The following is a 19,217-nucleotide window of genomic DNA, read 5'->3' on the forward strand; positions in this document are numbered from 1 at the left end:
AGGTCGCCACGGCCGAGAGCCCCGTCCCATCGCCGGACGGGGCTCTCCGCCGTCCCCGGGCTCGCTAGGCTGGAGCCCGTCTATCCGTCACGGACCCGGGAGCGACCATGAGCGCTGTGCCACCCGCTGGAGGTTCCACCGCGGCGGGCCGCTCCTGGCCCGCCGTCCTCGACACCCTGCTCTCGGGCGGGGACCTCGACGCGGACGCGACCGCGTGGGCGATGGAGCGCATCCTCAGCGGGGAGGCCACGAACGCGCAGATCGCCGGCTTCGCGGTGGCCCTGCGCGGCAAGGGCGAGACCGTGGAGGAGATCTCCGGCCTCGTCCGCACCATGTACGCCCACGCCCGGACCATCGAGGTCCCGGGGCCGTCGGTCGACATCGTCGGCACGGGCGGTGACGGGGCGAAGACCGTCAACATCTCCACCATGTCGGCGGTGGTCGTCGCCGGTACGGGCGCGAAGGTCGTCAAGCACGGCAACCGCGCCGCCTCGTCCGCGTCGGGCGCCTCCGACGTCCTGGAGAAGCTCGGCGTCAACCTGGAACTCTCCCCGGAGCGGGTCGCCGAGGTGGCGGAGGAGGCGGGCATCACCTTCTGCTTCGCCGTCAGGTTCCACCCGGCGCTCCGCCACGTCGCCGCCGCCCGCAGGGAGCTGGGCATCCGGACGACGTTCAACTTCCTGGGGCCGCTGACCAACCCGGCCCGGGTGCGCGCCCAGGCGACGGGGGTGGCCGACGCGCGGATGGCGCCGATCCTCGCCGGGGTGCTCGCCGAGCGCGGCTCGTCGGCGCTGGTGTTCCGCGGTGAGGACGGGCTCGACGAACTGACCACGACGGCCGGCTCCCGGGTGTGGGTCGTCCGGGACGGGGCCGTGCGCGAGGAGTCCTTCCACCCCCGCGACGTCGGCCTCGACCTGGTCCCGGTGGAGGCCCTGCGCGGCGCCGACGCCTCGTACAACGCGGACGTGGCGCGCCGGCTGCTGGCCGGCGGGACCGGGCCGGTGCGGGACGCGGTGCTGCTGAACGCCGCGGCGGCGCTGGTCGCGCTGGACCCGTCGGAGGCGCCGCTGGCCGAGCAGTTGCGGGCCGGTATGGCGAAGGCCGCCGAGTCCGTCGACTCGGGCGCCGCCCGGGACGTCCTGGACCGCTGGGTGCGGGCCACCAACCGCTAGCCCCACGGGTCGGCGGCGCCGCCCCGCGCGGGGCGGCGCCGCCGACCCGTCCGCCGTACGGACGGCCGCCTTGCGCGGGGGCCGGGTGCGTGTGGCAGGATGCTCGGCAAGGTCATGAGTGACAGCGAAGACGGCCCCGGCCCGCTGTCCGGCAACCCTCCGTCCGTGGCGGGGTGCCCCGGGTGACGACCAGGCCGCGAGCAGAGAGGCCCGCGGCAAGCGCGGACCCCTGCGCACCCCGGGGTCCTGGTTCCGAGGGAGCGGTTTCGTGAGCAAGCGAATGCGCTAGGGCCTTCGGCCCCTTCCCCCTCCTCCGCGCGGCCGCAGCCGTGCGTCGAGGCAACACCCGCGTGGCGTACGGCGGCCGAGCCGTCCCCGCGGGACTCCGCCCCCATCCGCCCCGTCCTCGCCGGGAGAGTCCGCCATGTCCGCGTGCCCGAACACCGTCACCGAGTCCGCCCCCGTCACCGGACCCGCCCCCGGCGCCTGCCTGCCGCTGCCCGTGCTCGGACGGGACGTGACCGTGCCGCTGGCGACCGGCGGTAAGGCCGTGTACGCCGCGCTGGACTACGCGGCCAGCGCCCCGGCGCTGCAGCGCGTGTGGGACGACGTCGCCGCGTACGCCCCGTACTACGGCAGCGTCCACCGGGGCGCCGGGTACCTGTCACAGCTTTCCACGGACCTGTTCGAGAGCAGCCGCGCGACGGTCGCGCGGTTCCTCGGGTGCCGCCCCGGCGACCAGGTCGTGTTCACCCGCTCCACGACCGACTCGCTGAACCTGCTCGCCGGCGTCCTGCCCGCCGGCTGCGAGGTGTTCGTCTTCGAGACCGAGCACCACGCCTCGCTCCTGCCGTGGCGGGGCGCCCGTGTGACCTACCTGGACGCGCCGCGCACTCCCGGCCGGGCCGTGGAGGCGCTGGAACGCGCCCTCGCCGGCCGGGACCCCCACGGGCCCGCCCTGGTGTCCGTGACCGGCGCCTCCAACGTGACCGGCGAGCTGTGGCCCGTACGGGAACTGGCCGCCGCCGCGCACGCGCACGGCGCGCGGGTCGTGCTGGACGCCGCCCAGCTGGCGCCGCACCACCCGGTGGACGTGGCGGACCTGGACGTGGACTGGGTGGCGTTCTCGGGGCACAAGCTGTACGCGCCGTTCGGGGCGGGCGTGCTGGCCGGGCGGGCCGACTGGCTGCGGGAGGCCGAGCCGTACCTGGCGGGCGGCGGGGCGTCGCGGACGGTGGCCCGGCGGGCCGACGGCGGGGTGGACGTCGCCTGGCACACGACGGCGGCGCGCCACGAGGCCGGGTCGCCGAACGTGATCGGCGCCTACGCCATCGCCTCGGCCTGCGAGGCGCTCACCGCGGCGGGGTTCGACGCGCTCGTCGCCCGCGAGCGGGAGCTGATCGCCCGCGTGCGGGAGGGGCTGGCCGAGGTGCCGGGGGTACGGCTGCTGTCGCTGTTCGGCGACGACGCCCCGCGCGTCGGGGTGCTCTCCTTCGTCGTGGAGGGCTGGAGCGGCTCGCACTTCGCCGCGGCGCTCTCCGCCGAGTACGGGATCGGCGTCCGCGACGGACTGTTCTGCGCCCACCCGCTGGTCAGGACCCTGCTGGGCGAGTCGCCGCAGGAGCCGGGGGAGTGCGGGGCACCGGGGGCCGGGCCGGGGGAGGAGCAGCTCGGCGCGATCCGGGTCAGTTTCGGCGCGGGGACGCCGGACGAGCACCTCGACCGCTTCGTCCGGGCCGTGCGGGAACTGGTCGGGGGCGGTGTCCGGCGGGAACGCCGCACCGGGGACGGGCACCGGACCCCGGCCGCCGCCGCCCCGTGGCCGGTTCCGCCTCGCTCGTTCGAGTGAATCGGGTGGCGGGGAGGGTCAGGTGTCGAGGCCGATGGCGAACGCCGCCTCCAGGTCGTGCTGCGAGTACGTGCGGAACGCGACGTGGGTGTCGGTCGCGACGACGCCGGGGATCTTGCTGATGCGGCCGGGGATGACGTCGGCCAGGTCGTCGTGGTCGGGCACACGGACCATGGCGACCAGGTCGTAGGTCCCGGTGACGGAGAAGACCTCGCTCACGTTGTCGAGCGCGGCGATCGCCTCCGCGATCTCGGGGATGCGGTCCACACTGGTCTTGATGAGCACGATCGCGGTGATCACGGCTGTCCCTCTCGCTCGGCGGCCGCTGCTGGGCCCTTCACTCTAGTGCCCCGGCGGCACGCCCACGCGTGGAGGAAACCCAGCGCGAACCCGACGAGGTGCGCGAGGTAGGCGACGCCCGGTCCGCTGCCCGCCCCGCGCGCCGCCAGCCACTGCAGGACGAACCAGAAGGCCAGAACGATCCAGGCGGGGAAGCGCAGCGGCAGGAAGAACAGGAAGGGGAAGAGGCTGGTCACCCGCGCCCGGGGGAAGAGGTACAGGAAGGCGCCGAGCACCCCCGAGATCGCCCCCGACGCCCCCACCAGCGTCTGCTCGCTGTCGGCGTGGGCCACCGCGTAACCGGCCAGGGCGAGGTAACCGCACACCACGTAGAACACCCCGAACCGGATGTGCCCCATCCGCTCCTCGGCCATCGCGCCGAAGACGAAGAGGAACAGCATGTTCCCCAGCAGGTGGAGCCAGTTGCCGTGCACGAACAGGGCGCTGAGCGGGGTGAGCAGCGCCGGGGGGGAGCCGCTCAGGAGGTCCGCCGGGACCACTCCCCAGCGCCGGAAGTACGCGCTCTGCGCGGCGACCAGGGCGTCCCCGCTCCCGTGCGAGGCCGTCAGCCCCGACGCCGGGCCGAGGACGAAGACCAGCGCGCACACCCCGATGACGCCGTAGGTCACCGAGGGGCCGGTGACGGCGCGCCGCAACGCTCCACACCAATCGATCATGAACAGATCATGACGTAGGGGGAGCGAGCGGGACAGAGCGCCTCGCCGGGGCGCGCCCGTCCCCGCCGTCCGCGCGGGCGGGACCGCGGAGGCCGTAGGGTTGCGGGCGTGCCCGGGCCGCTCCGGGGCATCCGCAGTCCGGGGGCGCACGGCGCACCGAGGGTCGAGGCGGTGGAACGACCGGACGACGAGGACGGCATCATGGCGACGGCCCCCCGGCCGGCCCCGGCACCCGCCGGCGCCGCGCCCTCCGCGGCGGCCGGCCCGCTTCGGCGCGGCGCGTTCCCCGCGGGCCGGGAGCGCGGCCGTCCGGACCCGGCGGGGGAGCCCGCGGCGGGGGAGCGCGAGACGGTCGGTGAGACCATCGAGTCGGTGGACGGGCCGGGCACCGGTCCCCGAGCACGGGTCCGGGGCGACGGGTGGCCCGGTGGAGTCGGAACGGACGGGTAGTGGGGTGACGGATCGTGGCGCAGCCCGCAAGCGGCGCTGAGTCGGCCGGCGCGGCCGGTGGCGCCGCCGAGGCGCTCGACCGCCCGCTGCCCGAGGCGGTGCGGCGCCGGGTCGTCGGGCTCGTCGCCGAGGCGTTCGGCGGCCTGACGGTCGCCGAGCTGCCGCCGCAGCTGCGGCAGTACGCCCGCTTCACCCCTTCCCGGCGGGCCCGGTTCGCGGGCAACGCGATGGCCGCGGCCCTGGAGGCCGAGGCGCTCTTCCGGCAGCGCGTCGGCGAGTGGCTGCGGACCGTCCAGCCGGAACTGGCCGCGGCCGTCGAGTCGGGCGCGCCGCCCGCCGCCGCCGACCCGGTCGACGTGGCGGCCGCCGCGTACGTGCTGCGCCCCGCCGGCTGGGTCAAGCTGGTCGCCGCGGCCGGCGAGGAGGCGCAGCGCGCGGACGCCGAGCGCGCCGGGGAGGCGGACCGGCGGGAGCTGGAGCGGCTGCGCGAGGAGCTGGCGGAGGCCCGCGCGCACACCCGGACCGAGACGGAGCGGCTGCGCTCCGAGCTGGAAGCGGCCCGCAAGGAGGCCGAATCCCTCCGGCGCAAGCTCCGCAGCGCGCTGAGCGACGTCAAGCGGGGCGAGGCCGCCCTCCGCCGGGCGCGGGCCGAGATCGACGGTGTCAGGTCGGACGCGGCCGCCCGCGTCTCGGCCGCCGAGAGCGAGACCCGCCGCCTCAAGGCCCGGCTCGGGGAGACCGAGGCCGCCCTGGAGGCGAGCCGCCGGGCCGCCCGCGAGGGCCGCTCGGTGGAGGACGTACGGCTCCGGCTGCTGCTGGACACGGTCCTGGAGGCCGCCCAGGGCCTGCGCCGCGAACTGGCCCTGCCCCCCGTCTCCGTGCGGCCCGCGGACTCCGTGGACGCGGTGGAACCCGGCCGGATGTCGCCGAAGGACGTCGCCGCCCGCGCGCTGTCGGAGACCGACCCCGCCCTCCTCGACCAGCTCCTCGCCCTGCCCCAGGCCCATCTGGTCGTCGACGGCTACAACGTGACCAAGGCCGGCTATCCGACGATGCCGCTGGAGAAGCAGCGGCTGCGGCTGCTGGGCGGGCTCTCCGCACTCGCCGCCCGTTCGGGCGCCGAGGTCACCTGCGTCTTCGACGGCGCGGAACTGGCCGCCCCGGTGCTGCTCGCCCCGCCGCGCGGGGTGCGGGTGCTGTTCTCCAAACCGGGGGTGACCGCGGACGAGCTGATCCGCCAGCTCGTCCGCGCCGAGCCCGCCGGCCGGCCGGTGGTCGTGGTCTCCAGCGACCGCGAGGTGGCCGACGGCGTCGCCGAGTCCGGTGCCCGGCCGGTCGCGTCCGTGATGTTGCTGAAGCGGCTTTCGCGGCTCTCGTGACCCCTGGGCGCGATGCCCCTTTTTGAGGGTGCCCTTGGAGAACGCAGGGTCAACTCCCCTTGACGCGCTGTGGGGCGGCGGTAAAGAAAGTGCCCGGTGGGCGAGATTTTTCTCATGAGGATTTGAACTGATCACAACTCGGTCACTAGGGTCTGGGCTCGAACCTTCGCGCGGTTGACCGTCCATCCGGGACGGCAGCGAAGGCACCGCCTGAACCGTGCAGTTCGGACGTGGATCACGGGGAGTGTCCGGACGCTCAGCGCGGGACCGGGGCATTGACCGTCGACCCGGCAGGCGGCTCGAACGAGGAAGAAGGAGCTCGCCTCCGTGGCGTCCCACCGTCGACCCAAGCAGCCGAGCCGCGCCCGTGTGACCGTGCTCACCGCGACCGCCGCCGCTGCCGTCGCCCTGACCTCCCAGACCGCTTCGGCGACACCGCAGCCGAGCAAGGAACAGGTCAAGGAGAAAGTCGACAAGCTGCATCACGAGGCCGAGGAGGCCACGGAGCAGTTCAACCTCGCCGACGAGCGCCGCGAGAAGCTCCAGCAGGAGGTGACCGCCCTCCAGGACCAGGTCGCCCGCGGCCAGGAGGAGCTCAACACCCTGCGCGACAGCATCGGTTCGGTCGCCAGCGCCCAGTACCGCAACGGCGGCATGGACCCCTCGCTCCAGCTGTTCCTCTCCTCGAACCCGGACGACTACCTCGACAAGGCGTCCGCCGTCGACCAGCTCTCCGCCAAGCAGACCGAGACGCTGCGCACCATCCAGGCCAAGCAGCGCGCCCTCGCCCAGCAGCGCGCCGAGGCCACCGCGAAGCTCGCCGACCTGGAGGACGTCCGCAAGTCCCTCGGCGAGAAGAAGAAGAAGTTCCAGGCCAAGCTGGCCGAGGCGCAGAAGCTCCTCAACACGCTCACCGCCGAGGAGCGGCGGAAGATGCAGCAGGAGGAGCAGCGCGCCAGCCGCGACGCCGGCGAGCGCGTCGATCTCGGCAACGAGGTCCCCGCCTCGCAGCGCGGCGCCGCCGCCCTCAACGCCGCCGCCACGCAGATCGGCAAGCCGTACGTCTCCGGAGCCGAGGGCCCCAACTCCTACGACTGCTCCGGCCTGACGCAGTGGGCCTACCGCCAGGCCGGCGTCGGCATCTCCCGCACCACCTACACCCAGCAGAACGACGGTGTGAAGATCGGCCGCAGCCAGCTCAAGCCGGGCGACCTCGTCTTCTTCAACAACCTCGCCCACGTCGGCCTGTACGCCGGGAACAACACCGTCCTGCACGCCCCGAAGCCGGGCGCGTCCGTGCGCTACGAGTCGATGGAGTACCTCGGCGCGTTCCAGTTCGGCGTCCGCATCTGAGCCGCCCCGCCCGCACTCGGGCGTCCGGCGCGCGGTGCGCCGGGGCCCCGCCCGAGCCGCCGCGCACACACGCCCGACCGGGGGATTTCCGCCCCCCGCGCTGACGCTCCGCCCCGCCGGTGACCTGTGCTTCCCGGCGGGGCGTCACTCTGTGCGCCTCCCGGGGTCTTTGGCCGGGCCGCGACCGCCCGGCTACTGTCGGCCGCGCAAAGCCCCCGACACAGCCGAAGGGAGCGCGGTCCGTGGCGTCCCACCGCCGTCCCCCCCACCCGGGCCCCCACCGGAGCGCCGCCAAGGCCACCCTCCTGTCCGCCGCGGCGGCCACGGCGGCCGCCGCCTTCGGCGCCACCCCGGTGAAGGCCGAGCCGGCCGCCCCCGCCGACACCGTCCGCGCCCGCGTCGACCGGCTCTACGCCGAGGCGGAGAGGGCCGCGGAGGACTTCAACGCCGCCGACGAGCGCGCCGACGCGCTGCGCCGGACCGCCGAGGCCGCCCGCGACGCCGTGGCGCGCGGCCAGGAACGCGTCAACCGCATGCGCGGCGCCCTCGGTTCGGTCGCCGGTGCGCAGTACCGGTCCGGCGGGATCGACCCGGCGCTCGCGCTGATGCTGTCCGAGGAGCCCGACACGTACCTCGACAACGCCGCCGCACTGGAACGGATCGGCGAACGGCAGATCACCCTCCTCTCCGAACTCCGCCTCGCTCAGCGGCGCCTGGACCAGGAGCGCGCCGAGGCCGTCCGGGTCCTCGCCGAACTGGAGCGCGGCCGCGCGGCGGCGGCCCGGCACAAGTCCGACGTCGAGCGGAAGCTCGCCGCGGCGCGGAGGCTGCTGAACTCCCTCCCCTCCCGGGAGCGCGACGCCTTCGACCGCGCCTCCCGCGCCGGCCGCGGCGAAGCCCTGCCGCCCCCGGCCGGCGGGGCCGCGTCCCCGCGGGCCGCCGCGGCGGTGCGGGCCGCCCGGTCGGCGGTGGGCAGGCCGTACGCGTGGGGGGCGAACGGCCCCGACGCCTTCGACTGCTCGGGCCTCACGCAGTGGGCGTACGCGCAGGCCGGGGTCGGGCTGCCGCGCACCTCGCAGGCGCAGCGGAACGCGGGACGGCACGTGGCGCTGTCCGAGGCGCGGCCGGGCGACCTGGTGACGTACCGCTCGGACGCGAGCCACGTGGCGATGTACATGGGGCGCGGCCGGGTCGTCCACGCCCCGTACCCGGGGGCCGCGGTCCGCTACGACCCGGTGGGCATGATGCCGGTCTCCGCGGTGACCCGCGTCTGACGGCCCCGGTGCCTCGGCGGGCCCGGCGGGCGCGTTCCGGCGCGGGCGCGGACGACGCCCCCCGACCGGGCGTCTACGATCGGCGCGTGGGTCTTCCGGGGCGTTGGACGGTGGCCGTGCTCGCGGCGGCCGCACTGGTGGCGGGGTGCGCCCCGCACGGGGACCCGGCGGCCGACGGCGTCCGCGGCACGGTGGAGGCGCACCACCGCGCCGCGCTCGGCGGCGCGCCCCTCGCGTCGTGGACGTACCGCGTCCTCGCCGTACGGCGGGACGGCCGGCGCGCGGCCGTCGACGCCGAGCTGACCTACGCCCTCGACGGCTACGACGCCGCGCCGGCCACCACCCGGCGCCGCCTCGACCTGGCGCGGCGCGACGGCCGGTGGCACGTCACCGGCGACCGCCCGGCGGAGGGGCAGCCCGCCCAGCTCTGGGACCAGGGACCGGTCCGGGCGGTGCGCGGCGCCCGCAGCCTCGTCCTCGGCGTCGGCCACCCCCGGGCGCTGCTGGGCGAGGTCGCCGCGGCCGCCGACCGCGCGGCCCCCGCCGTGGCGGCCGCCTGGCCGGGCGGGCCGTGGCGGGGGACGGTCGTCGTCCTCGTACCGGGGTCGCTCGGTGCCATGGCCGCCCTCCTGGGGGAGGAGCCCGCCGCCTACCGGGGCGTCGCCGCGGTCACCACCGGCCGCACCGGCGGCGGGTCCGCCGACCGCGTGGTGGTCAACCCGGAGGCGTACCGGGACCTCGGCGACTTCGGGCGGACCTTCGTCCTCGCCCACGAGACCGCCCACGTCGCCACCCGCGCCGCCACGACCGCCGCCACGCCCCTGTGGCTCTCGGAAGGGCTGGCCGACCGGATCGCGTACCGGGGCACGGGCCGCACGGCCGCCGAGGGCGCGCCGGAGCTGGCCCGGTCGGTGCGCGCCGGGAACACGCCGGCGGCGCTCCCGGCCGACGCGGACTTCTCCTTCGGCGGCGACCCCGCCGCCGTGGCGCGCGCCTACGGGGGCGCCTGGCTGGCCTGCGAGCTGATCGCGGACCGGTGGGGCGGGGAGCGACTCGCCGACTTCTACCGGGCGGCCGGGAGGTCCGGTGCGCGCCGCGCCTTCCGGGACGTCCTCGCGACCACGCCGGAGGAGTTCACCCGCGCCTGGCGGGACCGCCTCCGTCAGGAGTTCAGCAGCGCCCCGTCGCGGTGACCGCCCTGGGCCGGCACCCGCGCGGGGCCGGCCCCGGCGGCGCGCAGCCGCGGCTCGGTCACCGTCTGCCGCCACAGCTGCCGCCCCGCGGCCACCGACGCCGCGACGAGCAGCCCGTTGCGGACGAACAGCAGCGCCAGCCCCAGGCCGTCGCTGTCCACCACGTGCGAGAACCAGATCGGGAACTCCAGGAGCGTCACCCCGGTCGCCACCAGCACCAGCAGCGCCGCCCGGCGCATCCGGCTCCGCCGCCACACCAGGCACACCGCGGCCAGACCGACCAGCCACAGCATGTACTGGGGGCTTATCACCCGGCTCGTCGTGGTGAACAGCAGCACCGCCACGAACGCCGCGTCGGCCGGCACCGTCGCGCCGAACTCCCGCGCCCGCACCCGCCACAGCACCAGCCAGCCGAACGCCAGCGCCGTCAGCGCCATCGCCGCCCCGCTGACCAGCGGCACGTACGGACCGAGGAACTCCACCGACCCGTAGTTCAGCCGCACCTCGCCCTCCCAGGCGCCGAAGAACCGCGCCACGTGGAACACCATCGCCCCCAGCGACTCGACCTCGGTGCCCCGGTCGCGCTGGAACGTCAGGAACGCCAGCGCGCCCGGCGCCGCGAGGACGCACGCCGCCAGCACCGCCGCACCCGACACCGCCGCAGCCGTCCACGCACGGCGCGTGACGCGGCCCGGGGCCGTGCCCGCGAGCAGCAGCGCCGGCCACACCTTCAGCAGCGCCCCGACCCCGGCGAGGACGCCCATCGTGCGCGGGTTGCGGGCTCCGGCGAGGAGCGCCGCGACGGCGACGGCGGTGACCATGAGGTCGTAGCGGGAGTACGCGGTCGGCCCGAGCAGCGGCACGCCCGCGAGCCACACCCAGGCGCCCGCGCGGCTCTTGCCGGGGCGGCCGCCCGCGTACACCAGCAGCCCGAACACGACCGCGTCGCAGACGAGCGCGAGGACGAAGAAGGCGTGCGCGTACTCCAGGAACGGCAGCAGGCCCGGCGCGAGGATCGCGAACGCCGCGGCCGGCGGGTACTGCCAGGTCACGTCGGTCAGCGGGTACGTGCCGCCGCGCAGCACCTCGTACCAGCCGCGGTAGATCACCGAGACGTCGGTGGTGACGTCCGGGCCGGGGGCGAAGACGATCCTGAAGGTGTAGAGCAGGAGCACGGCCCTGCTGAGCAGCCAGAGCCCCACCAGGGACGAGCGCGGTCCGCTCGGGTGCTTCATCGGTACCTCGTCCGGTTTCGTGGCGGTCTGGGGGCGGGCGGTACGGTGCGCGAGCGGTGCGGGCCGTTCGATACTGTCGGCCGCGATGCACAAGACGCTGATCGTAACGAACGACTTCCCGCCCCGCCCCGGCGGGATCCAGGCATTCCTGCACAACATGGCCCTGCGCCTGGATCCCGGCCGGGTGGTCGTCTACGCCTCCACGTGGAAGCGCGGGCGGGAGGGCGCGGAGGCCACCGCGCGGTTCGACGCGGAGCAGCCCTTCCGGGTGGTGCGGGACCGCGCGACGATGCTGCTGCCCACGCCGCGGGTGACCGCGCGGGCGGCGGGGCTGCTGCGGGAGCACGGCTGCACCTCCGTGTGGTTCGGCGCCGCCGCGCCGCTCGGGCTGATGGCGCCCGCGCTGCGCCGGGCCGGCGCCCGCCGCCTGGTCGCGACCACCCACGGCCACGAGGCCGGATGGGCGCAGCTGCCCGCCGCGCGGCGGCTGCTGCGGCGCATCGGCGAGGGCACCGACGCGATCACGTACCTCGGGGAATACACCCGCTCCCGGATCGCCGCCGCGCTCACCCCCGAGGCCGCCGCGCGGATGGTGCGGCTGCCGCCCGGCGTCGACGAGAAGGCCTTCCACCCCGGCTCGGGCGGCGGCGCCGTGCGCGCCCGGCTCGGACTGGCCGGCCGGCCGGTGGTCGTGTGCGTCTCGCGCCTGGTGCCGCGCAAGGGCCAGGACACCCTCATCAGGGCGATGCCCGCGGTCCTGGCCGCCGTGCCGGAGGCCGTCCTGCTGATCGTCGGCGGCGGCCCGTACGCCGAGGGCCTGCGCCGCCTCGCCCGGGAGACGGGGGTGGCCGACGCCGTGCGGTTCACCGGCCCCGTGCCCTGGGAGGAACTGCCCGCGCACTACGGGGCCGGCGACGTGTTCGCGATGCCCTGCCGCACCCGGCGCGGCGGGCTGGACGTCGAGGGGCTCGGCATCGTCTACCTGGAGGCGTCCGCGACCGGGCTGCCGGTCGTCGCCGGCGACTCGGGCGGCGCCCCGGACGCGGTCCTCGACGGCGAGACCGGCTGGGTCGTGCGGGGCGGCTGCCCGCGGGAGGCCGCCGAGCGGATCGTGCCCCTGCTGCGGGACCCGGAGCTGCGCCGGCGCATGGGGGAGCGGGGCCGTCGCTGGGTCGAGGAGCAGTGGCGCTGGGACCTCCTCGCGGAGCGCCTCCGGACCCTCCTGTAGCCCCGGCCCCCGCGCGGCCCGTCCGGCCCGGGGCCGCCCCGTCCGGGCGCCCCGGGGCCGTGCGGGCGGCGGTCGCGGAGCGGGGCGGAGGCGTTCCGGCGGACGGCGGGGTCCGGCGCCGGCTCAGGCGCGGTAGATGGCCTCGATCTCGTCGGCGAAGTCCCTCGCCACCACGCTCCGCTTCAGCTTCAGCGACGGCGTGATGTGCCCGGCCTCCTCCGTGAACTGCACGGGCAGTACGCGGAACCTGCGCACCGACTCCGCCTTGGAGACGGCCGCGTTGCCGTCGTCCACCGCCCGCTGGACCTCCGCCAGCAGCTCCGGGTCCTCCCGCAGCCGCGCCGCCGTCGACCCGGCCGGCTTGCCGTGATCGGCCGCCCAGCGCGCCAGGAACTCCTCGTCCAGCGTGATCAGCGCGCCCACGAACGGCCGCCCGTCGCCGACGACCATGCACTCCGCGACCAGGGCGTGCCCGCGGATGCGGTCCTCGATCACCGCCGGGGCGACGTTCTTGCCGCCCGCGGTGACCAGGATCTCCTTCTTCCGGCCCGTGATGGCCAGGTAGCCGTCCTCGTCGAGGGTGCCGATGTCGCCCGTGTGGAACCACCCGTCGGCCAGCGCCTCGGCGGTCGCCGCCTCGTTGTTCCAGTAGCCCGCGAAGACGTGCTCGCCGTGGAGCAGCACCTCGCCGTCGTCGGCGATCCGCACCTTGGAACCCGGCAGCGGCTGGCCCACCGTGCCGATCTTCTGCCGGTCCCAGGGGTTGAACGCGGTCGCCGCGCACGACTCGGTCAGGCCGTACCCCTCCAGCACCGTGAAGCCGATGCCGCTGTAGAAGTGGCCGAGCCGCTCGCCCAGCGGCGCGCCGCCCGAGATCGCGAACTCGCAGCGGCCGCCCAGCACCGCGCGCAGCTTGGCGTACACGAGCACGTCGAACAGCCTGTGCCTCAGGCGCAGGCCGAGGGACGGGCCGCCCGGGGCGGACCTGGCCCGGCTGTAGGCGATGGCGGTCCGCGCGGCCCGGTCGAAGATCTTCCCCTTGCCCGCCGCCTGCGCCTTGGCGCGGGCCGCGTTGTACACCTTCTCGAAGACGCGCGGCACGCCCAGGATCAGCGTCGGCCGGAACGAGGCCAGGTCGTCGGTGAGGTTCTTGATGTCCGGCACGCAGCCGAGCCGGATCGGCGCCAGCACCGCCGCGACCTCGACCATGCGGCCGAAGACGTGCGCGGCGGGCAGGAACAGCAGCACCGACGAGCGTCCCGTCCGGAACAGCGGCCGCAGCCGCTCCACGACGTTGCCGCACTCGGCGAAGAAGTTGCGGTGGGTCAGGACGCAGCCCTTGGGGCGGCCCGTCGTGCCGGACGTGTAGACGATGGTCGCCACGTCGTCCGCCCCGGCGGTCGCGCACCGCTCGTCGAGCGTCCCGTCCGGCACCTCCCGGCCGGCCTCGGCCAGCTCCCCGACGGCGCCGTCGTCGATCCGCCACACCCGCCCCAGCGCCGGCAGCGCGCCCCGCACCGACTCGACCGCCTCGGCGTGCGCCGCGCCCTCCACGATCGCCGCGACCGCGCCCGAGTCGCCGAGGATCCACTGGACCTGCTCGGGCGAGCTGGTCTCGTAGACGGGTACGGTCACCGCGCCGGCGCTCCAGATCGCGAAGTCCAGCTGCACCCACTCGTAGCGCGTGCGGGACATCAGCGCGACCCGGTCACCGGGCCGCACGCCCTGCGCGATCAGGCCCTTGGCCGCGGCCCGCACCTCGGCCAGGAACTCCTCGGCGGTGACGTCCGTCCAGCCGTCGGCGGTCCTGCGGGCCATGACGGCCGCGCCCGGATGCTGCGCGGCGTTGCGGTGGAGGAGGTCGGTCAGGTTGCCGTCCGCGGGGACCTCGTACAGGGCCGGAAGGCTGAACTCGCGCAAGACTGCTGCTCCTCATCGGGCGCCGGCGCCGCGGCTCTGTGCGATGCGCCGGCTCGCGGCCCCCTCGGACACGCGCCCCGGGTCGAGCGCGGCTGGACCGCCCGGACGTTACCCACCGGTACCAGGTTCTCGGTAGGGGGTCCCGGCCAGATGTTTGCTGCATCACACATCATTGGCACTGCTTCGCCGCGCACAGTAGTCCACTTCCGTCACGACTCGGAAGTAACCGCAGGTCCCGCCCCCGCGGGGTCGTAAGGTGGGATCCCATGCGAGTACATGTGGTCAGCGACGTGCACGGGAACGCCCGGGACCTGGCCGCCGCGGGTGACGGCGCCGACGCCCTGGTCTGCCTCGGCGACCTGGTGCTCTTCCTCGACTACGCCGACCACGCCCGCGGCATCTTCCCCGACCTCTTCGGCGAGGAGAACGCCCGCCGCGTCGTCGCCCTGCGCACCGCGCGCCGCTTCGACGAGGCCCGCGCCTTCGCGCACGGCCTGTGGGACGGGCTGGCGCGGCGCGGCGTCGACAAGGCCGCCGTCCTGGAGTCGGCCGTCCGCGCCCAGTACGCCGAGCTGTTCGCCGCCTTCCCCACGCCGACGTACGCCACGTACGGCAACGTCGACGTGCCCCGGCTGTGGCCCGAGTACGCCCGCCCCGGCACGGCCGTCCTGGACGGCGAGCGCGTCGAGATCGGCGGTCGCGTCTTCGGCTTCGTCGGCGGCGGCCTGCCCTCCCCGATGCGCACCCCGTACGAGGTGCCGGAGGAGGAGTACGCGGCGAAGGTCGAGGCGCTCGGCGAGGTCGACGTGCTGTGCTCGCACATCCCGCCGGACGTCCCCGAGTTGACGTACGACACGGTCGCCCGCCGATTCGAGCGCGGGTCCGCCGCCCTGCTGGCCGCGATCCGCCGGGTGCGGCCCCGCTACGCGCTCTTCGGCCACGTCCACCAGCCGCTGGCCCGGCGCATGCGCGTGGGCGCGACGGAGTGCGTCAACGTGGGCCACTTCGCCGCCTCGGGGCGGCCCTGGGCCCTGGAGTGGTGACCGGTGGGCACGCGGTAGCCTTCCCCCCACGTACCGAGTCCTTCGGAGGAGCCACAGCGATGGCGGAACACACCAGCTCGAGCATCACGATCGAGGCGGCGCCCGCCGAGGTCATGGAGGTGATCGCCGACTTCGCGCGCTACCCGCAGTGGACGGGCGAGGTCAAGGTGGCGGAGGTCCTGTCGCGGGACGCGGCCGGCCGCGCCGAGCGGGTCCGCCTGCTGCTGGACGCCGGCGCGATCCGGGACGACCACACCCTGGCGTACACGTGGACCGGCGACCACGAGGTCAGCTGGACCCTGGTGAAGTCCCAGATGCTGCGGGACCTCGACGGCTCCTACCGGCTCACCCCGCTCGCCGGCGGCACGCGCACGGAGGTCACCTACCGGCTGACGGTGGACGTCAAGATCCCCATGCTCGGCATGATCAAGCGCAAGGCCGAGAAGGTCATCATCGACCGGGCCCTGGCGGGCCTGAAGAAGCGCGTCGAGTCGGCCGCCGGCGCCTGAGCCCCGGGGCCCGCCCGGGACCCGCCCGCAGCGGGCGGGCCCCGGGGCGGGCCGCCCGCCCCGGGGCCCGCCACCGCCCGCTACCGTGCACGCATGCGCACCCTCCTCGTCACGGGGCCCGGCGGGGCCGGCCGGTCCACCGTCGCCGCCGCGACGCCCTGGACGCGGCCCGCGGGGGCCGGAAGGTCCTGCTCCTGACCGCCGACCCGGCCCGCGCCCTCGCGGACGGCGGCGACGGCCCCGCCGTCCACCGCCTGGACCCCGCGGCCCGCTTCCGCGCCGAGGTGCTCGCCCTGCAGGGCCACGCGGCCCCCGCCCTGGAGCTGCTGGGCGCCGCCCCCCTCGACGACGACGAGCTCACCCCCCCTCCCCGGCAGCACCCACCTCGCGTACCTGAAGGCCCTGCGCGACGCCGCCCGCGGCGACTGGGACCTCCTCGTCGCCGACCTCCCGCCCCTGCCCGACGCCATCGCGCTGCTCGCCCTCCCCGAACAGCTCCGCCGCTACCTGCGCCGCCTCCTGCCGTCCGAGCGCCGGGCGGCCCGGGCCCTGCGCCCGGTGCTGGCCCGGCTCGCCGCGGTCCCCGCGCCCGCCGACGGACTGTACGAGGAGGCCGCCCGGCGCGACGCCGCACTGGCCGCCGTGCAGGAGCTGCTCGGCGCCCCGCGCACGAGCGTCCGCCTCGTCGTCGAACCCGGCCCCGCCGCCGCCGACGCGCTGCGCACCGCCCGCGCCGGACTCGCCCTGCACCGCCTCGCCCTCGACCGGGTCGTCGCCAACCGCGTCCTGCCCGCCGCGTCCCCCGACCCGTGGCTCGCCGCCCTCGCCGCACGGCAGCGGACCCACCTCGAGGAGCTGCGCGGGGACGGCGCCGTGCACGAGGTCCCCCACCTGGGACGCGACCCGCGCACCGCGGACGACCTGGCCCTCCTCGGCGCCCCCGCCCCCGGTGCCGCGCCCGCCCCGGCCCCGGAGTGGCCCGTCGAGGACCGCCGCGCCGCCGACGGCGCGCTGGTCTGGCGCATCCCGTTGCCCGGTGCGGCCAAGCCCGATCTGGGACTCGTCCGGCGCGGCGCCGACCTCGTCCTGACGGTCGGCCCGTTCCGCCGCATCGTCCCGCTCCCCTCCGCGCTGCGCCGCTGCGCCGTCACCGGCGCCGCCCTCCGCGACGGCGAACTGCGCGTCCGCTTCGCCCCCGCCCCCGGCCTGTGGCCCCGCACCCCCTGAACACCCGCCCGCCGGTCGGGTACCGTCGATGGCATGAGCGATGCCACCCCCCGCCCCGGCCCCCCCGAGGACGACGCCTGGGCGCGCGCCTGCGCCGAGGACCTGGAGGCCGAGCGCGCCCGCCGCGGTGGCCCCCCGCCCGGCTCCGCCGCCGAGGAACTGCGCAAGCTCGTCGACGCCGTCGCCGACAAGGTCTCCTCGCTCGGCGCTCCGCTGCTCGGGGCCGGCGCGCAGAGCGCCGTCCGGCAGGCCGTCGCGCAGGCGAGGTCCGCGATCGAGCCGGTCGTCGAGCGCAACCCGGAGGTCTTCGACCACCTCGCCGCCGCGGGCGGCGAACTCCTCGCCGCCTACCGCTCCGCCGTCCGGGGCCAGGAGCACCGCTGGACCCGGGGCGCCCGCGAGGCACCGGCGCCGCACGACCCCGCCGCGCCCGGGGGCGAGGGCGACGAGGGGCCGGGCGGCGGCCACCGCATCGACCTCGACTGACACGGAGCAGCCGGCCGGGCGCCCGCCCTCGGGTACGGTTGGGCGCGGCGGGCACCGACCGAGAGCTGAAGGACACATGGGACTCACCATCGGCGTCGACATCGGCGGTACGAAGATCGCGGCAGGCGTGGTCGACGAGGCGGGCGCCATCCTCGACGTCCACAAGGTGCCCACCCCGCCGACGCCCGAGGGCATCGTCGACGCGATCTGCGCGGCCGTCTCCGAGGCGGGCCGGGGCCACGACGTCGAGGCCGTCGGCATCGGCGCCGCCGGCTACGTCGACGACAAGCGCGCGACCGTGCTCTTCGCCCCCAACATCCACTGGCGGAACGAGCCGCTGAAGGACAAGGTCGAGCAGCGCGCCGGGCTGCCCGTCGTCGTGGAGAACGACGCCAACGCCGCCGCCTGGGGCGAGTACCGCTTCGGGGCCGGCCAGGGCCACGACGACGTCATCTGCGTCACGCTCGGCACCGGCCTCGGCGGCGGCATCATCATCGGCAACAAGCTGCGCCGCGGACGGTTCGGCATCGCGGCCGAGTTCGGCCACATCCGGGTCGTCCCGGACGGCCTGCTGTGCGGCTGCGGCAACCAGGGCTGCTGGGAGCAGTACGCCTCCGGCCGGGCCCTCGTCCGGTACGCGAGGCAGCGCGCCAACGCCACCCCGGAGAACGCCCGGATCCTCCTGTCCCTCGGCGACGGCACGCCCGACGGCATCCAGGGCAAGCACGTCAGCGACGCCGCCCGGCGGGGCGACGGGGTGGCCGTCGACTCGTTCCGCGAGCTGGCCCGCTGGGCCGGTGCGGGCCTCGCCGACCTGGCCTCCCTGTTCGACCCGTCCGCGTTCATCGTCGGCGGCGGCGTCTCGGACGAGGGCGAGCTGGTCCTCGACCCGATCCGCAGGTCGTTCCGCCGGTGGCTCGTCGGCGGCCAGTACCGGCCCCACGCCCAGGTCCTCGCCGCCAGCCTCGGCGGCGAGGCGGGCCTGGTCGGCGCCGCGGACCTCGCCCGCCAGGGCTGACCGCCCCTCCGCGGCCCGGGCCGCGCGGCCCCCGCGCCGCCGGCCGCGCGACCGCCCGCCGCGCGCCTTCCGGTGCGCGGCGGGCGCTGCCGTATCGTGCCCGCATGGCGCTCACCGCACTGCCGGGCTCCCGTACCGATCCGGACGGGTCGGCCGTGATCCGGGTGCTCGGCTACAACATCCGGTCGATGCGCGACGACGAGGACGCCCTGGCCCGGGTCGTCCGCGCCTGCGCTCCCGACGTCGTCCTCGTCCAGGAGGCGCCCCGCTTCCTCCGCTGGCGCAAGCACGCCGCCCGGCTCGCCGCCGAGAGCGGGCTGCTCGTCCTCGGCGGCGGCGCCCCCGCGGCCGGTCCGCTGCTGCTGTGCTCCCCGCGCGTCACCGCGGAACGGACGCGGGACGTCCTGCTGCCGCGCACCCCCGGTCTGCACCGGCGCGGTTTCGCCACCGCCGTCGTCAGGGTCGCCGGCGCCCGCTTCGGGCTGCTCAGCTACCACCTCGGCCTGCGCGGCGACGAACGGTACGCGCAGGCGGGCATGGTGCTGGACGAACTCGCCGCGCTCGGCGTGCCCCACGCGATCGCCGGGGGCGACGTCAACGAGCCGCCCGGCGGACGCTCGTTCCGCCGGCTCGCCGCCGAACTGCAGGACTGCAGGGCCGTACGCCCCTGGGGAGGCGAGTACACCTTCACCCCGGGCGACCCGCGCCGGCGGATCGACGCGGTCTTCGCCACGAGGGGCGTGGAGGTGCTGGGCTGCGGCGTGCCGGCCGGGCTGCCCGGCGTCACCGCCGAGGACCTGAGGGCGGCCACGGACCACCTGCCCGTGCTCGCCGCCCTCCGCGTACCGGCCGCCCCCTGAGGACG

General features: G+C 76.3%; 16 protein-coding genes, 1 pseudogene and 1 riboswitch. Of the genes and pseudogenes, 13 read left to right on the forward strand and 4 right to left on the reverse strand.

Features of this window, described 5'->3' with window-relative positions:
• The first annotated feature begins 107 nt into the window (after positions 1-107).
• Positions 108-1,172 (forward strand): anthranilate phosphoribosyltransferase, encoded by a 1,065-nt coding sequence (gene trpD / locus LUW75_RS18665; protein ID WP_250336636.1) that lies wholly within the window; start codon positions 108-110, stop codon positions 1,170-1,172.
• A 110-nt stretch (positions 1,173-1,282) separates the two neighbouring features.
• A riboswitch (SAM riboswitch) is annotated at positions 1,283-1,400 on the forward strand.
• Between the two features lie 196 nt (positions 1,401-1,596).
• Positions 1,597-3,021, forward strand: coding sequence for an aminotransferase class V-fold PLP-dependent enzyme (locus tag LUW75_RS18670; RefSeq protein ID WP_250336637.1), 1,425 nt, complete (start codon positions 1,597-1,599; stop codon positions 3,019-3,021).
• Positions 3,022-3,039: 18 nt separating this feature from the next.
• On the opposite strand, the gene LUW75_RS18675 is transcribed toward LUW75_RS18670, so the two are convergent.
• Together LUW75_RS18675 and LUW75_RS18680 are read right to left on the reverse strand one after the other, a co-directional pair.
• Positions 3,040-3,321 (reverse strand): Lrp/AsnC family transcriptional regulator, encoded by a 282-nt coding sequence (locus tag LUW75_RS18675; RefSeq protein WP_250336638.1) that lies wholly within the window; start codon positions 3,319-3,321, stop codon positions 3,040-3,042.
• The gene (locus LUW75_RS18680) at positions 3,318-4,037 is read right to left on the reverse strand and encodes a rhomboid family intramembrane serine protease (protein WP_250336639.1); all 720 of its coding nucleotides are present in this window, start codon (positions 4,035-4,037) and stop codon (positions 3,318-3,320) included. The genes LUW75_RS18675 and LUW75_RS18680 overlap by 4 nt, the downstream gene beginning before the upstream one ends.
• 464 nt (positions 4,038-4,501) lie before the next feature.
• On the opposite strand from LUW75_RS18680, the gene LUW75_RS18685 reads away from it, so the two are divergent.
• The 4 genes from LUW75_RS18685 to LUW75_RS18700 all read left to right on the forward strand — a co-directional run bounded on the left by LUW75_RS18685 (position 4,502) and on the right by LUW75_RS18700 (position 9,686).
• Complete coding sequence (locus tag LUW75_RS18685) at positions 4,502-5,866, forward strand: NYN domain-containing protein (protein WP_250336640.1); 1,365 nt, start codon at positions 4,502-4,504, stop codon at positions 5,864-5,866.
• 327 nt (positions 5,867-6,193) lie between these two features.
• Positions 6,194-7,219, forward strand: a complete 1,026-nt coding sequence (locus LUW75_RS18690; protein ID WP_250336641.1) for a C40 family peptidase — start codon at positions 6,194-6,196, stop codon at positions 7,217-7,219.
• A gap of 242 nt (positions 7,220-7,461) precedes the next feature.
• Positions 7,462-8,493 carry a C40 family peptidase gene (locus LUW75_RS18695; protein ID WP_250336642.1) on the forward strand — a complete coding sequence of 344 codons (1,032 nt, stop codon included), beginning with the start codon at positions 7,462-7,464 and terminating at the stop codon, positions 8,491-8,493.
• A gap of 86 nt (positions 8,494-8,579) precedes the next feature.
• Positions 8,580-9,686: a hypothetical protein gene (locus LUW75_RS18700; protein WP_250336643.1), complete on the forward strand. Its 1,107-nt coding sequence runs from the start codon at positions 8,580-8,582 to the stop codon at positions 9,684-9,686.
• On the opposite strand, the gene LUW75_RS18705 is transcribed toward LUW75_RS18700, so the two are convergent.
• The gene (locus tag LUW75_RS18705; protein WP_250336644.1) at positions 9,656-10,921 is read right to left on the reverse strand and encodes a glycosyltransferase 87 family protein; all 1,266 of its coding nucleotides are present in this window, start codon (positions 10,919-10,921) and stop codon (positions 9,656-9,658) included. The genes LUW75_RS18700 and LUW75_RS18705 overlap by 31 nt on opposite strands.
• Before the next feature lie 85 nt (positions 10,922-11,006).
• Here LUW75_RS18705 and LUW75_RS18710 point away from each other — a divergent pair, with 85 nt between their 5' ends.
• Positions 11,007-12,149 carry a glycosyltransferase family 4 protein gene (locus tag LUW75_RS18710; RefSeq protein ID WP_250336645.1) on the forward strand — a complete coding sequence of 381 codons (1,143 nt, stop codon included), beginning with the start codon at positions 11,007-11,009 and terminating at the stop codon, positions 12,147-12,149.
• 123 nt (positions 12,150-12,272) lie between these two features.
• On the opposite strand, the gene LUW75_RS18715 is transcribed toward LUW75_RS18710, so the two are convergent.
• Positions 12,273-14,069: an AMP-dependent synthetase/ligase gene (locus tag LUW75_RS18715; RefSeq protein ID WP_250336646.1), complete on the reverse strand. Its 1,797-nt coding sequence runs from the start codon at positions 14,067-14,069 to the stop codon at positions 12,273-12,275.
• A gap of 266 nt (positions 14,070-14,335) precedes the next feature.
• Between LUW75_RS18715 and LUW75_RS18720 the strand changes: the two genes are divergently transcribed.
• From LUW75_RS18720 to LUW75_RS18745, 6 genes and pseudogenes are all read left to right on the forward strand, one after another.
• A complete protein-coding gene (locus LUW75_RS18720) occupies positions 14,336-15,112 on the forward strand; it encodes a metallophosphoesterase family protein (protein ID WP_250336647.1) in 777 nt (258 codons plus the stop codon).
• Between the two features lie 59 nt (positions 15,113-15,171).
• Positions 15,172-15,621 carry an SRPBCC family protein gene (locus tag LUW75_RS18725; RefSeq protein ID WP_250336648.1) on the forward strand — a complete coding sequence of 150 codons (450 nt, stop codon included), beginning with the start codon at positions 15,172-15,174 and terminating at the stop codon, positions 15,619-15,621.
• Between the two features lie 93 nt (positions 15,622-15,714).
• Positions 15,715-16,848: pseudogene (locus LUW75_RS18730) on the forward strand (ArsA family ATPase).
• 33 nt (positions 16,849-16,881) lie between these two features.
• On the forward strand, positions 16,882-17,334 hold the full coding sequence (locus LUW75_RS18735) for a DUF5304 family protein (RefSeq protein WP_250336649.1): 453 nt from the start codon (positions 16,882-16,884) through the stop codon (positions 17,332-17,334).
• A 76-nt stretch (positions 17,335-17,410) separates the two neighbouring features.
• Positions 17,411-18,352 (forward strand): ROK family glucokinase, encoded by a 942-nt coding sequence (locus LUW75_RS18740; RefSeq protein WP_250336650.1) that lies wholly within the window; start codon positions 17,411-17,413, stop codon positions 18,350-18,352.
• A 104-nt stretch (positions 18,353-18,456) separates the two neighbouring features.
• Entirely contained in the window at positions 18,457-19,212 is a 756-nt protein-coding gene (locus LUW75_RS18745; protein WP_250336651.1) for an endonuclease/exonuclease/phosphatase family protein, read from the forward strand.
• Positions 19,213-19,217 lie beyond the last annotated feature (5 nt).

It is taken from the genome of Streptomyces sp. MRC013, assembly GCF_023614235.1.
In the GTDB taxonomy this organism is placed as follows: Bacteria; Actinomycetota; Actinomycetes; order Streptomycetales; family Streptomycetaceae; genus Streptomyces.

What these genes read in the sequence shown, in the direction of transcription:
- trpD (WP_250336636.1), top strand. Translation starts at nt 108, where the DNA reads ATGAGCGCTGTGCCACCCGCTGGAGGTTCCACCGCGGCGGGCCGCTCC.
- LUW75_RS18670 (WP_250336637.1), top strand. Translation starts at nt 1,597, where the DNA reads ATGTCCGCGTGCCCGAACACCGTCACCGAGTCCGCCCCCGTCACCGGA.
- LUW75_RS18680 (WP_250336639.1), bottom strand. Translation starts at nt 4,037, where the DNA reads ATGATCGATTGGTGTGGAGCGTTGCGGCGCGCCGTCACCGGCCCCTCG.
- LUW75_RS18705 (WP_250336644.1), bottom strand. Translation starts at nt 10,921, where the DNA reads ATGAAGCACCCGAGCGGACCGCGCTCGTCCCTGGTGGGGCTCTGGCTG.
- LUW75_RS18710 (WP_250336645.1), top strand. Translation starts at nt 11,007, where the DNA reads ATGCACAAGACGCTGATCGTAACGAACGACTTCCCGCCCCGCCCCGGC.
- LUW75_RS18720 (WP_250336647.1), top strand. Translation starts at nt 14,336, where the DNA reads ATGCGAGTACATGTGGTCAGCGACGTGCACGGGAACGCCCGGGACCTG.
- LUW75_RS18725 (WP_250336648.1), top strand. Translation starts at nt 15,172, where the DNA reads ATGGCGGAACACACCAGCTCGAGCATCACGATCGAGGCGGCGCCCGCC.
- LUW75_RS18735 (WP_250336649.1), top strand. Translation starts at nt 16,882, where the DNA reads ATGAGCGATGCCACCCCCCGCCCCGGCCCCCCCGAGGACGACGCCTGG.
- LUW75_RS18740 (WP_250336650.1), top strand. Translation starts at nt 17,411, where the DNA reads ATGGGACTCACCATCGGCGTCGACATCGGCGGTACGAAGATCGCGGCA.
- LUW75_RS18745 (WP_250336651.1), top strand. Translation starts at nt 18,457, where the DNA reads ATGGCGCTCACCGCACTGCCGGGCTCCCGTACCGATCCGGACGGGTCG.